This window comes from Arcicella aurantiaca (genome assembly GCF_003148625.1).
In the GTDB taxonomy this organism is placed as follows: Bacteria; Bacteroidota; Bacteroidia; order Cytophagales; family Spirosomataceae; genus Arcicella; species Arcicella aurantiaca.
Genome location: NZ_QGGO01000003.1, coordinates 120294 through 136646, shown reverse-complemented (window position 1 = coordinate 136646; position 16353 = coordinate 120294). Strand labels below are relative to the sequence as shown.

The window sequence follows — 16353 nt, the reverse complement described above, 5'->3', positions numbered from 1 at the left end:
GTATTAATGCTTAATTATAATTTATGTAAGAACGCAGACAGGGTTTGAAGCCTGTCTGCGTTAATTCATAGTAAAATTTATACAGTACAGACTGAAGTCTGTGCTACTAATTATTTCAACAACTCATCAAAAGTCAATGAAATATAATACATCGAACCTACATTGGGATTACCAAAAGCCGTTACGTAAGATTTACCCATAAGGTTAGTACCACCAACTTTCAGGATAGACTTTAAAGACGTAATTTTCTTTGAAATTTGAGCATCTAAAGTTGAGAAAGCAGGCACAATTGTACTATTGGCATCAAAACCTGCTGTAAAAGCCGACTGCCAAACAAAAGCATCTTGATAACGCAAAATGGCATTGAATCCAAAGCCTGTATTAGCTACATTACGATTGCTAAAACTTGCATTAAATTTATAAGCAGGTGTGTTAAACTCTGGTCTTCCGCCATTGGCAATAATGTTTTGGTCAAATTGCTTTAATTGATTGTACGACACATTCCCGCCAATTAAATATCCTTTTCCAAGTCTGTAATCAAGTCCTAACGACCAACCTTCTGCAATTGTTTCACCTTCAGACGAAGCAGGCAATTGATAAACTTGGCGAGTATTGGCAGACAAAACTCCCGCAGGGCTATCAGTTGTTGATTGAACTACGATTTCGGAGTAAGCAAAGTTTTTGTATTTGCTATAAAAATAACTTCCGTCAATAAATAATCTATCCCCAATTAAACCACGATACCCAATTTCATACGATTGTACAGACTCTGGTCTAAATTTTTTGAATTGATATGGTTTTAAAACTCCCGAAGTTAAAGCCGTTTTTATTCCTTGTTGAGTAGCTAATGAACCCACTAAAGTCGAAATATTTGCCGCCGTTGGAGCAACTCCGTATTTAGCAGCAAAAGCTTGAGGATTTGTTTGAGCTTCTGTTTGTAATGCCACCGCAATAGCTGGTGCTGCGGCAGTTGCACGAGTTTTTACTTCTTCGCCAAATGCCGCAACTGTTGTTGGTGAATAAGCAGGATTTGTTCCGTCTGGACTTAAATTATACTTGGTTATAAATTCGGGCAAACTTCCAATTAAAGTAGCTTGGCTTGTTCTGATGTCAATATATTGATTTTGAACAGGAGGAATTCTAAAACCTGTTTGGAACGACGTTCTAATATGATGATTATCCCAAGGAGAAACCACCAAAGCCAATCTTGGAGAAAACTGTCCTTCAAAATTTTCATTTTTATCATAACGACCCGAAGCCACTACTTTCAAACCTCCATCTAATAAACTTTTAGAAACTTGAAGATAACTCCCCCATTCTTTTACAGAAATTTCACGTCCATCTCTATCTGGATAAAATGTTCCGCCTGAGTTTAGATGAAAAATACGATAATTTCCACCCATAATCACCTCCGCAAATTTCACTTGATTTTTGAAATTATACATTCCTTCAAATTGATACAAACTCGTATTATCTTGTAAATGAGCTCCACCAAAAGGATAAGCAGGATTTGAAAAATCACCGACATTAAGCGTTTTCACACCATTAAGAGCATCGTTAAATGCTTCCGTTCCGGGTAATGGTCTATTGGTATCAGCTACTCCACGAGCAACATTATGAGCTGCAATTCCCGTAATTCCCGACTGCAATGCTTTCAAATACGAAGTCAAATAAGTGGGATACCAAACTTTACTTCCTCCTCCCCAACGTTCATTTAATAATTGTCCTGCCAAACTGGTAGCATAAGAATCTCCCGAATTCTCTTCCGTTTTATATCCTCTAATGAAGAAATTAGACCCACGCAATTCCAATTTGCTTTGCATTCCTGTAAAATTATTGAAAGAATATCGGTCATTTCCCAAATAGGCTGTTGTACCAGCACCGTACATAAATACCCCAACGGCTTCAATATTTTCTGTTAAACGATAATGAAGAGCTACGTTTCCTCGAATAGTTTTGGCTTCTGGAGCAATCAAATCGGCTTCTGTGTAAGGTGTGCGTGTTACATAAGTGCCTTGCGGAATAACATTTAAAGCCGTTGCTGGTAATAAATTCAAGCCAATCATTTGTTCAGCAACCGAGCGTAAATCTTGTACAGTTTGGTCACCATAAGTATTGACGCCGTTGTACGCAGGATTATTCAACTGAGAACTTCCTTCAATAAAATTCTTATTCCCGTCTTTATAATTGGTAGCCGACCAATCGTTTTGGGCTTTCATATAAGAGAAATTGACTTTTATGCCCAATTTATCATTAAATGACTCAGCCCAACGAATACTAAAATCATAAAAAGGAGAATTTACTTGATTTCGATTTTCTTCGTGAGTTATCCCTGTTTTTAGATTTGCACTCAAACCTTTATACAAAAAAGGGCTTTTTGTATTCATCAAAAGAATACCATTTAAAGCATTAGGTCCATATAATGCCGATGAAGTTCCGGGTAAAAACTCGGCACTTTCCATATCAATATCTGAAGTAACCCCGACTGTTCCGACAGAGAAGTTCAGTCCCGGGGCTTGATTATCAATACCATCTACCAATTGTACCAATCTGTTATTTCCACTGGCATTAAAACCACGAGCATTGATAGATGAAAACGTAATTGACTGTGTACTAAAATCTACCCCTTTCAAATACTTCAAACTTTCTAAAAAGTTGAAAGAAGGATTTGCTTGAATGGCACGGCTATCAATTTTTTCAATTGAAACGGGCGAATTCATCACATTTTCCTCAATACGAGCCGCCGCTACTACCACTTCTTCGCTTTGAGTGACTTGCTCAATCAATCCAATTTTAATTTCCGACAGAGGTTTGGTCACGCTTATTTCTTGCGTTTTATACCCTACATAAGAAATTGCTAACTTAAAAGGTAATTCTACATTGCTGTAAAGCGTAAAAGTACCATTAAAATTAGTGGTAGTTCCAGTCACTTTTCCTTTAATAGTGATATTCACTCCTGCTAAAGCATCGCCCGTAGCAGCGTCAGAAATAAGTCCTGTAATTTTTGTTTGTGAAAAAGAAGTAAACGTTAACAAGGAAAAGAGTAACGTTTTGCTGAAGTTTTTGATAAAGTTTTTCATAGAATTTAAGAACGGATGACAGTTTCCGATTTTATGTGTTTTGAAATATTTGTGTTAATAAAACACCCTTTTTAATGAATTTACATGACTTTTAAATTGAAAAATGTGACTTTATCAAGATTAAAATCTTGTTTTATTCCTAATTATTTGGTGTTATTATAAATATATCAAGAGCAATTACATAGTTCAAACACAAATCGTACTGACGTTGAAAATTGCAGACACTCGTAAATTATTGGACTGTCATTTTTTTCAAAGCCTTATTTTCTATAAAAAAAGCCATTGAAATACATCAATTATAGGAATAAAAAAGGATGAAATGTTTAGTCATATACGTTATTGAGCAATGATGTCTTCTTCATTTTTTTGAAAAGCTTATACGTATGTGTTCAAAATCCACCTTCAAAAAATACAATTATTCTAAATTTTATCCTTTGAGAAAAAGGAAACAGAAGTACCATACCATCATTTATTTGCACTTTTCAAAGATTATTGTGAAAATATTATATTTAGCGAAATTTCGCTTGATTTAATTATTCCGCAACAATATCTTTGCATCATAATTAAAGAAAGGAGCTTCTCTTTAGTGAAAATTGGAAATCTAAAAAAATGAAACGATGAAACACGACATTCTTATGACAGACCTAAGCAAGACGGCTAACCATATTGTAAATCATCCAATATTTAGTTTGCACGCAGATATTCATCTAAATCTAAGAGTTTCAACTTTGATAGACGAAGCTTTACAGAATGGCGAGGGTGTATTGACAGACACAGGGGCATTTATGTGTGATACAGGTAAATTCACGGGGCGTTCTCCTAAGGATAAATTTGTGGTTTACGACGACAAAACTGCTGACACCGTAGCTTGGGGCGAAATCAATCAAGCTTTTAATGCTGATAAATTCGATAATTTATACAAGAAAATGCTCGAATTTGCTGCGAATAAAAAACTGTACGCTCGTTATGCTTATGCTTGTGCCTCTGAAAAACACAGAACAAACATTCTCGTTATCAATACTTTAGCATGGCACAATTTATTTTGCAATCATCTTTTCTTACGTCCAATAGACGAAGAAATTGAAAAATTTGAACCCGAATGGACTATTCTGAATATTCCAGAATTTGAAGCAAACCCAATTACAGACGGCACTCGACAAGGAAATTTTACGATTATTGATTTTACTAAAAAAATCATTTTAATTGGTGGAACTGCTTACGCTGGAGAAATGAAAAAAGGGATTTTCACGGTTCTAAACTATGTTTTACCAGAAGAAAAAAAGGTTTTATCAATGCACTGTTCTGCCAATATTGGGCAAGATGGCGACACCGCTTTATTCTTTGGTTTATCAGGAACAGGAAAAACTACGCTTTCAGCCGACCCATACCGAAAACTCATTGGCGACGATGAACACGGTTGGGACGATAACGAAGTTTTCAATTTTGAAGGAGGCTGTTATGCAAAAGTGGTCAATTTGAGCCAAGAACAAGAGCCTGAGATTTTTGGAGCAATTCGTTACGGAGCAATTTTAGAAAATACCAGATTTATTGGCGACAGCACGACCGTCGATTATAGCAATCAATCGGTAACTGAAAATACCAGAACGGCTTACCCAATCAACTATATTCCAAATGTAGCAGTGCCATCAATTGGCAAAGCTCCCCAAAATATTTTCTTCCTCACGGCAGACGCTTTTGGTGTTTTACCGCCAATTTCAAAATTGAGCGTTGAGCAAGCCATGTACTATTTTGTTGCGGGTTATACCTCAAAATTGGCAGGAACAGAAATGGGTATTAAAGAGCCTCAAGCAACATTTTCAGCTTGTTTTGGAGCAGCATTTTTACCACTTGCCCCCAAAAAATATGCTGATTTATTAGGCGAAAAAATCAAGTCGGGCAATGTAAAAGTTTGGTTAGTAAATACAGGTTGGTCAGGTGGTGGGTATGGCATTGGCTCAAGAATGAAATTACCTTTTACTCGTACCATGATTAGAGCGGCACTAACAGGAGATTTTGACAGAATACCATTTACCAAACATGAAATATTTGGTTTAGAAATTCCTCAGAGATGCCCAAATGTTCCAGAAGAAATATTAAACCCACGCAATACTTGGAACGATAAAGTGGCTTATGACCAAAAAGCAAAAGAATTAGCGATTGCATTTGAAGAAAATTACCAAAGAATTATCAAGTAATTATTTATTCGACAAGGCTTTATGAATAAAACTGATAAAAACTAAAAATGTTTGTCCTGTTTTATCCTTATCTATTTCCTTGCAAAATGTTTGTAGAGCAGAATTATGTTATTTTTCAACGCATAATAAACCACAAATTATAAGCAACATAATGGTACAGGGAGGCTTTTAAAGAATAATAGGTAAAATTTGAGGCTGAGAATAGCCAATGTTTGAAACGTTGGCTATTCCATAAATAATTCTCCAAACCAATCAATATGCAGCAAGATAATAATTTAGCTCTTCCAGTAGGCATCACACTTGACCGCTTTATTATGCGTCAACAAGAAGCATTTCCTTATGCAACGGGTGAACTTTCACAGTTGCTGAGAGACATTGCTCTTGCTTCCAAAATTATCAATCGTGAAATCAATCGAGCTGGACTTATTGATATTACGGGAGCTTTGGGGCGTGAAAATGTGCAAGGAGAATCCCAACAAAAATTAGATGTTATTGCTAATATTCGTTTTATCAGAGCATTGATAAATGGCGGGCAAGTAGTTGGAATTTTGTCAGAAGAAGATGACGAAATTATCCAAACGGGGAATCTTAATGCTAAATATGTAGTGGCAATGGACCCGCTTGATGGTTCATCAAATATTGATGTAAACGTTTCTATCGGAACGATTTTCTCAATTTATAGAAGGGTTAGCCCAATCGGAACACCTGCCACAAAAGAGGATTTTCTACAAGGTGGACGCAAACAAATTGCCGCAGGATATATTCTTTATGGTTCATCGACTATCATGGTTTATACCACTGGCAAAGGGGTAAATGGTTTCACTTACGAAAACTCTTTGGGAGAATATTTCTTATCTCACGCCGAAATGCAGATGCCGAAAGATGGGAAAATTTATTCGGTCAATGAGGCATATTTTGATGAATTTGACAATCCAATTAAAGAGTTTATTCAAGAAATGCGACAAGAGGCGGGTTGTATGGCTCGTTATATTGGTTCTTTAGTTGGAGATTTTCACCGAAATTTATTGAAAGGTGGCATTTATTTGTACCCTCCTACTCGCAAAGCACAAAATGGGAAATTGCGTTTATTTTATGAATGTTATCCATTGGCTTTTGTCATTGAACAAGCAGGCGGAAAAGCAACAGATGGACAAAAAGATATTTTGGATATTGCCCCAACAGAAGTTCACCAAAGAAGTATGGCTTATTTAGGTTCTGATTGTTTAATTGATAAATTAGGAAATAAAATCATGGAACATCATGAGTCGGTTATTAAACAATTAGCTAATATTTAATGGTTATTTTTTAGGGTAATTCAAAGATATAAAAAAGGGTAGAAGTTTTAAACTCCTACCCTTTTTCTATGAACCTGTTTAAACTTCCTGTTTTGAGATATAAAGTAATAGAACGTTGATAAAATTTCAGTTTAAAGGATTATTCTAAAAGACTTGGTTTTAGTCGGGGACACCTTGTCGAAAGAGAATTTTAATTATTACGGACAAGGCTGTCCGTAATACAATTTTAGTCAACCCAAGAGAATTTATATTCCAATTCTGGGACTTTAATTCTTTCAGTCAAACGAGTTAAACGGTCAGGTAAACGCATTAAATAATCTTGAGCTTTTTCTGCCGCACTATTCAATCCTGTCATCGTTGAGATATTCCAATCGTTCAACAATATCTCTAAAATATCAATATAGTCTTTTCCTGTATAAACGCCTAAACGTTGAGCTGCATCAGAGAAGTGACCATAAATTCCACCTTTTTCACCATTCAATTCACGTAAAAAGTGAGCAGGCATAACGATTTTTTGCTTCATCATATCAGCAAAAGCAACCATCATATCAGAAGGGTCAAGTTCAAAAATACTTGTAATAAAACTCTTGTATGCTTTATGGTGACGCATTTCATCGGCAGCAATCATGGCACACATTTTCGCTAAAGAATTGTTTCCATGTTTTTTAGCTAAACTTCCTGTTCTACGGTGAGAGATATTAGTTGCTAATTCTTGGAAAGAAGTATAAACGAATGTTTTGTAAGGGTCGTCATCCGTTTTAATATCAAAACCGTCAGCAATTAAATATTGCGTTGAAGTCTCAACGGCTTTCATATTTACTCTTCCCGAAAGATAAATGTACTTATTCAATAAATCACCGTGTCGATTTTCTTCAGCCGTCCAAGCACGAGTCCAACGAGCCCAACCTTGTGGTTCGTTAATCATATCAACACCTTGTACCACCATAATTGATGATTCATAAGTTGGCAAAGCCTCCTCAGTAATCATATCACCAATTAATACAGCCCAATAATCATAAGGTAATTCACGTGCAGCTTGTTGAATTTCTTTCACCTCATCAAAAAAAGAGTCCTTTGATGGGTCTGGCAGAAAATCTGAAGGTTGCCAGTTGGTTTCTATCGGAATCAAGTATTTATCCACAATACCGTCCATACCAAGGGCAAGGTGGTTCATTACTTCAATTCTTTGATTTAGCTTTTCCATGATTAGTCTTAGTCGTGGTTTGGTGAACAGTTTGCAAAAAAGGCTTTTTAAACAAAATTTGCATCTTTGTAATTCGACAAAGATACTCATTTATTTACAGATTATTTCCTGACTTATGTCACTATATTTAGATTATCTTGTAAATACTAACGAGTTTTTTAGTAAATTTCTTAAAGAATTATATATCACTTTAGCTGCAACGGTTTATTCTATTATTCTGTCTAAGCAGAAAGGAATTGAGTGATATAGTTATCTGTAAAATTCATTTCGCAAATTTGACATTCATTCACAATCATAGGCGTATAATTCTATTCCATTCATCAATTTATTTCAATAGTACATACAAATTGAATAATTCTCTTTAGCACAATTTTAATTCTTCTGCCCTTCCAAACTACTGATTACTACGCAATAAGTTCTAAAATATTTGTGTATTCTAAGAAAAAAAAATGGAATGAGAAACTTTACTATTAGGCTATTGATACTATTATTATTAGGGCATTATTCGGTGATAGGACAAACTCAATGCGGTTTTGAGAGTGGTTCTACCGCTGGTTGGGTATTGTCGTATGGAAAAGTAACCGATAATGGCATAAGTACAATTTACTCAGGAGAAGTAACAGGAACAACTGGTACAGGACATATTATCACGCAAAAAAGTAGCGGCAATGACCCCAAAATAAGCAATGAAATAATTCCCCAAGTTGCTCCAGAAAGCAATTATTCCATCCGTTTCGGTAGCGTTATAGAAGGAAGTTCTTTTTATAGATTAACGAAATCATTTACCGTAAATCAAGAAAACACGCTATTTCAATACAAATTTGCGGTTGTACTTCAAGATGATTCTAAAGGTCATGCTTCTTATCAAAAACCGGGATTTGGCGTTAAAATTCTCGACAGTAATGGCAATAATATTACTTGCAGTTTTTATGATGTGCAACTTCAAGCCAGTATATCTGTTGATGGATTTAAGAGACAAGGAGATTTAGAATATCGAAATTGGACAACGGTTGCAGTGGATTTAAGAAATTATGTAGGACAAAACCTAACCGTAGAAGCAACCGTTCATGGATGCACAGGCAAGTCTCATTTTGGTTACGCATATTTTAATGCTACTTGCTTAAAATCTGAAATTCAACCAGAAACAGGATGTGCCGATGGAAATGGTCAGCTTCAGCTTGATGCCCCCGAAGGTTTTGAAAAATATTTGTGGAGTACAGGAGAAACAACTCGTAGCATTTTGGTAAGTGCAGTTTTAGGAACACAATTTTCTGTAAAATTATCTCCTTACAATAGCCTAAATCAAAGCTGTAATTTGCAGATGAATTATACCGTTAAAAAAACGGATATTCCTGCTATTACCAATAAATCAATATGTGCAGGAGAAAGTTACGTTTTTAGAGGTACTACTTATAACACTTCGGGGCAATATACCCAAAGAATAATCAATTCTGCTTTTTGTGATAGTGTAATTACGCTGAATCTAAACGTTAATCCTATCAATTATATCACTAAAAATTTTAACATCTGCGAAGGCAATACCCTAAATTTTCATGGTGACACATACAATTCAGACGGAACATATTTCAAGACAATTACTTCATCAAATGCTTGTGATAGTGTTTTTACAATAAATGTAAAAATTGTGCCGATACCACGTGTATCAAAAAGTTTCTCAATATGTGCGGGAGAAAAAGTGCCAATTGGAGATTCTACTTACACAAAAGCAGGAACTTTCATCACCACCATTAAGCGTCCTAATTTGTGTGATAGTGTTGTAACTGCGAGTATTCAAGTAGAAAATTCGTTCAAAGCAAGTGTACCCGCCAATGTAACAATCGAGAAAGATGAAAGCACTTTTATCACAGTAGATGTTGTTCCGACGGGAAATTACAATTACCAATGGACGCCCAAAGATTATCTTTCGTGTAGCAATTGTGCCAGTGCTTGGGCAAAACCGCCTTCCTCTACAAAATATACCATTGGCGTATCTGCCATTGGAAGTAGATGTGTAAATTATGCTACAACTACGGTCAATGTTTTATGTGGAATTTTAGTACCTACGGCTTTTTCACCCAATAACGACTCGATGAACGATATTTTGTATATCATGAGTAGTAAGTGTGTCAAACAAATTCAAGAAATGAGTATTTATGACCGTTGGGGAGAATTAGTGTTTCGAGATGAAAACTTTCAAGCGGCTGATGCTTCGCATGGTTGGGATGGCAATTTCAGAGGAAAAGCCATGAATCCAGATATATTTACCTATAAAATTGTGGCTGAAATGAAAAATGGAGAAATCAATTATTTCACAGGTTCGGTAACGTTGTTGAAGTAGGGAGGATTTGAGGATGTGGGTATTTGAGGATATGAGGATTTGATTTTTTTGAGGATATGAGGATGTGAGGATGTGAGTTTGGAGGATTTGAGGATGTGAGTTTGGAGGATTTGAGGATGTGAGGATTTGTGTTTGGAGGATTTGAGGATATGAGGATTTGAGGATATGAGGATTTGAGTTTGGAGGATATGAGGATTTGAGTTAAAAAATCAAATCTTCAAATACCCATATCCTCACATACTCAAATCCTCAAAAAATCAAATCCTCAAAAAAATCAAATCCTCAAATACCCAAATCCTCAAAAAAATCAAATCCTCAAAAAATCAAATCCTCAAAAAATCAAATCCTCAAAAAAATCAAATCCTCAAAAAAAATCAAATCCTCAAAAATTCTTATCAATCAAATAAATCATCGCAGCCATTGAGGCAGCTCCCATTTCTAATTCACGCTGATTAACGGTTTCAAAGCGGTCATTTGAAGCATGATGATATTCAAAATAGCGTTGAGGGTCAGGCTTGAAACCTACCAAAACTGTTCCTTGTGGAGCAAGAGGTCCAATATCAACACCGCCAGAACCACGTTCGATTTCATTCAAACCATAGGGAGACAAAAGCGTTTTGAAACCTTGTAATTTGACCACAATATCAGCCGAACCTCCTTGAATACCAAAACCTCTTGGCGTAAATCCTCCGTTGTCTGACTCCATTGCAAAAATATGTTTTTCGTTATTTGCCTTCGCTAAATCAGCATATTTCATTCCTCCACGATTTCCGTTTTCTTCATTCATAAACAACACCACTCTCAAAGTATGTTTTGGTCTGATTCCCAAAGTTTTAAATAATCTCAAAACCTCCATCGACTGAGCAATTCCTGTACCGTCGTCATGAGCCCCTTGTGCTAAATCCCAAGAATCCAAATGTCCACCCACTACAATAATTTCTTCTGGTTTTTCAGAGCCTTTAATTTCTGCCACTACGTTATGCGAAGGAGCGTCTGGTAGAGATTCGCAAGATTGACGGAAATAAAATTTAAGATTGGGATTTTCTTTTAAGGTTTTGTTCAATAAAGTAGCCGCATTGGTACTCAACGCCGCCGCTGGAATCAAAGGAACACCCGTAGCGTATTGCATAGAACCCGTATGTGGAAAATCGTTTTCGGTACTACTCAATGAACGAATAATTACGCCAATTGCTCCCATTTTAGAAGCCTCGTTTGCCCCGCTACGGCGTTGGTCGCCTGCCTGTCCGTAAGCCTCAAAAGTATTGATTTTGGTAGCATCCATCGGGCGATTAAAGAAAATGATTTTACCTTGACATTTCTCTTTGCCTAAATCACGCAATTCTTGAAAAGTTTTCACTTCGATAACTTCGGCAGTAATTCCCTTTTCTGGCGTAGCAATTGACCCACCCAAGGCAACCAATGGCACAGTAACTTTTTGTTTTCCATTCAAAATATAGCCTTCTTCTTTTTTACCACGCACCCAATGAGGAACCATGACGTCTTGCAAGAAAACTTTATCATAACCACCTGACTTTAAAAGATTTTCACCCCAAGAAACTGCTTTTTTTGCTCCTTCTGAGCCACTCAATCTTGGACCAATCTTGGTTGTTAATTCACGTAGCCATTCATAAGATTTGCCTTTCCCGAGTGCTTCATTGAAGAATTTGCGAATTACGGTAGAATCATTGTCTTGCGAAAAACCTGACAAAGAAACTGATAATAATAATGTTGTGATGAAGGTAGTTTGTTTTTTCATAAAGGGTTTGTTGTAACTCGATGCTTCGGCATCGGATTAATAAAATAAAAATTAATTTCAATGCAGAAACATTAGGCTTAAAGTTCTTGCATTGTATAAGATTTCAGGTTCAATTTAGCACTTTCTGCCAAGATTTGTTCTAAAAATTGTACATCAAAACCATATTCATTCAGATTTTGAGTAGTTTTTGTCAGTGGTTTATGTCCGAACATCATCATTACAGAGCCTTCTTTTGATGTCCTTTCTAAACCCTTTTTTATATCCTCAATTGTCAATTTGCCACTTATATCAATCAATAAAGCATTCACTTTCTGAGCATTATCTCTTTGATGATAAATTTCATCCATATTTTCCAAATCACGGATATAATCAAAACCTAAAATACTTCGAGACTTCATAGAAACGTCACGCAAAAGAGTAAAATATTTAAGCAACTCACGGTCGGAATACCAAGTTTGAGAACCTCCTGGGTGGGCAAACGTTTTTGGAGTAAATCCTTGTTTTTTCATCGTTTTCAAAGCGTGAAAAATTTCATTTTCCATGTATTTTTCTAAGGAATTATCCCAAATATAATACATCGACCGAACGTGCATCGCCCCGTGACATCCGATTTCATGACCATCTTTTCTTAACTCATGTAAGATTTGTACCTCTTCCTCAGAAAGACTATCAGGTTGGGTAACATAAAATGTAGCTTTTACGTTATATTTGTTTAAAAGCGGTTTGAGGTCAGTCCATTCTTTCACAAATCTATCATCAAATGAGAGAGCAATTCCTCCTTGTTGAATAGGTTTTCGAGAATTACATGATACTCCCAAAAGCATCAAAATAAAATAGCACAAAAGTTTATTCATATTAAATTGTCAGCAAAATTCTTCAATTAAAAGCCATTTATTTATGGTCTTTTAATTTTTTGTACCTCCTTAAAGCTGTTTGAAGCAAGCGTTTGTATTAATTTTACAATTAATTATAATTACACTAACAGCCAAAATTGATAAAATGTATATAAAACCTGAAATATTTCAGCAGTTTCCTGAGATAATTGCCATTGAAAGCACCCGTCACGGTGGTGTGAGTAAAAGCCCATATCAGTCCCTAAATTTAGGACTTTTTACTGATGATAGCCCCGAAAGCGTACAACAAAATCGAGAACTTCTTTTTGAAGAATTGGGTATAAAGAAAAGCAGGATTGCCCATAGCTACCAAATACATAAAGATTATATTTTAAAAGTTACTCGTTGCAAAGCCTATGAAGGTTATGATGCTTTAATTACGGAAAATGTAAATACTTTTCTAACAGTTACAGTGGCGGATTGTACGCCCATTTTAATTTATGACTCAAAAAATAGAGCTGTGGCGGCTATTCATGCAGGTTGGAAAGGAACAGTGCTTGACATTGCGGCAAAGACTTTGCAAAGTATGCAAAAGGAATTTAAAACAAATCCTGCCGACTGCTACGTATATGTTGGGACGTGTATAGATGACACAAACTTTGAAGTTGGAGAAGAAGTAGCAGAACAATTCAGTATTGAGTTCAAAAGATTAGAAAAGAACAGCAGAAAACCTAAATTTTATGTTGATTTAAAGAAAGCAAATGTAGCTCAATTGGTAAAATGTGGCGTTCCAGAAAGTCAAATTGAAGTTTCGCCGTATTCAACTGTTTTAAATAACCAAGATTATTTTTCTCATAGAAAAGAAAAAGGAAAAACGGGGAGAATGTTAGCTTTGATTGGCGTGAAAAAGAGTTAGGTATGAGGTTATGAGGTATGAGGTATGAGGTTATGAGGTTATGAGGTTATGAGGTTATGAGGTTATGAGGTTATGAGGTTATGAGGTTATGAGGTTATGAGGAAGGCGATTTCGGAAAATTTAGTTCCGAAATCGCCTTTTATTTTTTAAAATTCATGCACTCTCTTTACTCATAAACTCTTTACTCATAAACTTATAACTAATCTATATACCTTTGAGTGATTGGATGATAACTGTCCACTCTTCTATCACGTAAATAAGGCCAAGTTGAACGATAATATTCCGTTTTATCTAAATCAATTTCTTGAACGTGAACCTCCTCTTGGTCGTGAGAGCCTAAATATAAAAGTGTTCCGAAAGGATTAGCCACGAAACTTCCACCCCAAAATTGTTGGTCAGCTTCACATCCAACCCGATTGACAGAAACTACGTGTACGCCATTCGCCACAGCGTGCGAGCGTTGAATGGTTTGCCAAGCAGAATATTGTTCTCTGCTAATACTTGAATCTGTTTCGAGTTTATCCCAACCAATAGCCGTTGGATAAAAAAGCACCTCTGCTCCCATCAAAGCCGTAATTCTTGATGCTTCTGGGTACCACTGGTCCCAACAAATTAAGACACCAATTTTGGCAAATTTTGTTTCAAAAACTTTATATCCAGAATCGTCTGGTGAAGCATCACCCGGAGTAAAATAAAACTTCTCATAATATCCTGGGTCATCAGGAATGTGCATTTTGCGGTATTTACCTAAATACGTTCCGTCGGCATCTAAAACAGCCGTTGTATTGTGGTACAAACCTGCGGCACGTTTTTCAAAAAGTGATGCAATAATTACAACGCCTAATTCTTTAGCAATTGCCGAAAGCGTATCAGTAGAAGGGCCGGGAATTGCTTCCGCCAATTTAAAATTCTCATGGTCTTCCACATCACAAAAATAAAGTGATGTAAATAACTCTTGAAGACAAACGATATTCGCCCCCTTTTGAGCTGCCTCACGGATGCCCGCAATTGCTTTTTGCATATTTGCCTGTACATCAGCAGTACAAGCCATTTGGACTAAGCCTATGTTTATTTTTTTATTCATTGTTTGTATTAATACCGTCCCGACTCTGTCAAAATTTGTCGTAAAATAACTCTATCTACATTATTCAAATCAAGCACTTTTATAGTAGTAAGTCCTATTTTAGTCTTCCCAATAATTTCGCCATTATTTACTTTAAAATGTGTTTTCCATGTGTCTTTTCTTGGATGAAATAAACGCACAAGTCGTTTTGAATCAGGCAAATACGTCCCTAAATTAGAACCTTTGTTTTGATTACACATTGAACATGAATAGGCTAAATTTTCTAAATCTGTTTCTCCACCATGTTTTATACTAATGATATGGTCAATCTGATAAGAAAAGAATAAATCGTCTTCATGAATACGACAATATTCGCATCGAAAATTAGCTAATAAAGCAACATCAAGGCGTAGCTTTTCAGAAATATAACGATTCATCTTTTCAAATACACTCTGGCACGAGCTTTTGCTAAGGCAACAAGATGTTCCAAAGCTAAATAACGGTCTAATTCATACTGATTTTCAGCAGAAAGTCCATTTTCTTTTTTAGTAGAAATCAGTTCTTCAACCCTTAATTGTACCGTTTTTGAAGGTTTTAACTCCAAAAGTTTAGTCGGGTCAAGGGCAGCAATGAAATCTGCTACTTCTTCATATCCCAATAAGTTTGCTGTCATCGTTTTATTTTTTTAATAAAATTACTAAAATTCCAACTCATTCATACACTTAAAATGTCCCGCTGGACATTTGTCGTAACCAATTTTAGAACACGGGCGACAAGTCAAATTTTTATTCTCAATAATCTCAAAACTCGTCTGATACGGGTACATTCCAAACTCAGGAACGGTATTTCCCCAAATAGAAATCACTTTCTTTTTTAACGCCGCCGCTACGTGCATCATTCCTGTATCATGGGTGTAAACAACCTCTGCCTTTTGAATAATGGAAGCCGACTGATTTAAGTTCATTTTTCCACAAGCATCAAAAATAGGACTACTGTTACTGATAACTGATAACTGCTCACTGATAACTGTATCCTCTTTTCCACCAATTAATACTAAAGGCAATTTTATTGTTTTGCATAATTCAACCATTTTATGCAATGGCATTTTTTTAGTTTCGTGTTGCCCACCGATAGCATAAACCGCATATTTACTTTGAAAAGCCTCTGGCAACCATTCTAAAGGCAAATCGTCTTTTTCGGGAATAAAATAATCAAGTCCTTTATTGTCATTTTTCACACCCAAAGATTCCACCGTTTTCATGTATCTGTCCACAATATGAACTTTCGGCATAATGTCTTTCTTGAATTTAACCAAAATCCATTTCTGAAAATTCAATTTATCAAAACTGAAAGACCTCACCCCCGCCCCCTCACCAAAAGAGAGGGGAGATTTTAGCCGTATCTTAATAATCCTTGTTCTCAGATTATTGTGCAAATCTATCACATAATCATATTTCTCTGATTTTAAATCCTTTACCAAATCATTAAGACTTTTTTCTAAGATAAAAACCTTGTCAATGTATGGATTATTTTCAAGAAGCGTTTTGTATGATTTTTTGGTAACATAATGCACCTCCGCATCTGGATATTGTTGCTTTAAACAACGAATTACAGGCGTTGTCAAGACAATATCACCAATAGATGAAAAACGGATAATTAGGAATTTGGTCATG

At 35.8% G+C, this 16353-nt stretch carries 12 protein-coding genes; 4 read left to right on the top strand and 8 right to left on the bottom strand.

Annotated features, from left to right (window positions below):
* Positions 1-110 precede the first annotated feature (110 nt).
* Positions 111-3080 (bottom strand): TonB-dependent receptor domain-containing protein, encoded by a 2970-nt coding sequence (locus LV89_RS03815; protein ID WP_109741543.1) that lies wholly within the window; start codon positions 3078-3080, stop codon positions 111-113.
* A 617-nt stretch (positions 3081-3697) separates the two neighbouring features.
* Between LV89_RS03815 and pckA the strand changes: the two genes are divergently transcribed.
* Together pckA and fbp are read left to right on the top strand one after the other, a co-directional pair.
* The gene (pckA, locus tag LV89_RS03810; RefSeq protein ID WP_229201467.1) at positions 3698-5275 is read left to right on the top strand and encodes a phosphoenolpyruvate carboxykinase (ATP); all 1578 of its coding nucleotides are present in this window, start codon (positions 3698-3700) and stop codon (positions 5273-5275) included.
* A 257-nt stretch (positions 5276-5532) separates the two neighbouring features.
* On the top strand, positions 5533-6570 hold the full coding sequence (gene fbp / locus LV89_RS03805) for a class 1 fructose-bisphosphatase (protein ID WP_109741542.1): 1038 nt from the start codon (positions 5533-5535) through the stop codon (positions 6568-6570).
* A 226-nt stretch (positions 6571-6796) separates the two neighbouring features.
* On the opposite strand, the gene LV89_RS03800 is transcribed toward fbp, so the two are convergent.
* Positions 6797-7774, bottom strand: a complete 978-nt coding sequence (locus LV89_RS03800) for an acyl-ACP desaturase (RefSeq protein ID WP_109741541.1) — start codon at positions 7772-7774, stop codon at positions 6797-6799.
* Between the two features lie 454 nt (positions 7775-8228).
* Between LV89_RS03800 and LV89_RS03795 the strand changes: the two genes are divergently transcribed.
* On the top strand, positions 8229-10112 hold the full coding sequence (locus tag LV89_RS03795; RefSeq protein ID WP_109741540.1) for a T9SS type B sorting domain-containing protein: 1884 nt from the start codon (positions 8229-8231) through the stop codon (positions 10110-10112).
* A gap of 382 nt (positions 10113-10494) precedes the next feature.
* Here LV89_RS03795 and LV89_RS03790 read toward each other — a convergent pair whose 3' ends face one another.
* Both LV89_RS03790 and LV89_RS03785 read right to left on the bottom strand, forming a co-directional pair.
* The gene (locus LV89_RS03790) at positions 10495-11868 is read right to left on the bottom strand and encodes a M20/M25/M40 family metallo-hydrolase (protein WP_109741539.1); all 1374 of its coding nucleotides are present in this window, start codon (positions 11866-11868) and stop codon (positions 10495-10497) included.
* Between the two features lie 77 nt (positions 11869-11945).
* Positions 11946-12722 carry a polysaccharide deacetylase family protein gene (locus tag LV89_RS03785; protein ID WP_109741538.1) on the bottom strand — a complete coding sequence of 259 codons (777 nt, stop codon included), beginning with the start codon at positions 12720-12722 and terminating at the stop codon, positions 11946-11948.
* Between the two features lie 145 nt (positions 12723-12867).
* Between LV89_RS03785 and pgeF the strand changes: the two genes are divergently transcribed.
* On the top strand, positions 12868-13617 hold the full coding sequence (pgeF, locus tag LV89_RS03780) for a peptidoglycan editing factor PgeF (protein WP_109741667.1): 750 nt from the start codon (positions 12868-12870) through the stop codon (positions 13615-13617).
* 199 nt (positions 13618-13816) lie between these two features.
* Here pgeF and LV89_RS03775 read toward each other — a convergent pair whose 3' ends face one another.
* Genes LV89_RS03775 through LV89_RS03760 form a run of 4 tightly spaced genes read right to left on the bottom strand, consistent with a single transcriptional unit; the run spans position 13817 to position 16352 of the window.
* Positions 13817-14701: a carbon-nitrogen hydrolase gene (locus LV89_RS03775; RefSeq protein WP_109741537.1), complete on the bottom strand. Its 885-nt coding sequence runs from the start codon at positions 14699-14701 to the stop codon at positions 13817-13819.
* Between the two features lie 8 nt (positions 14702-14709).
* Complete coding sequence (locus LV89_RS03770) at positions 14710-15117, bottom strand: HNH endonuclease (protein ID WP_109741536.1); 408 nt, start codon at positions 15115-15117, stop codon at positions 14710-14712.
* Positions 15114-15353 carry a hypothetical protein gene (locus LV89_RS03765; protein ID WP_109741535.1) on the bottom strand — a complete coding sequence of 80 codons (240 nt, stop codon included), beginning with the start codon at positions 15351-15353 and terminating at the stop codon, positions 15114-15116. The genes LV89_RS03770 and LV89_RS03765 overlap by 4 nt, the downstream gene beginning before the upstream one ends.
* A 24-nt stretch (positions 15354-15377) precedes the next feature.
* Positions 15378-16352 (bottom strand): glycosyltransferase family 9 protein, encoded by a 975-nt coding sequence (locus LV89_RS03760; RefSeq protein ID WP_109741534.1) that lies wholly within the window; start codon positions 16350-16352, stop codon positions 15378-15380.
* Position 16353 lies beyond the last annotated feature (1 nt).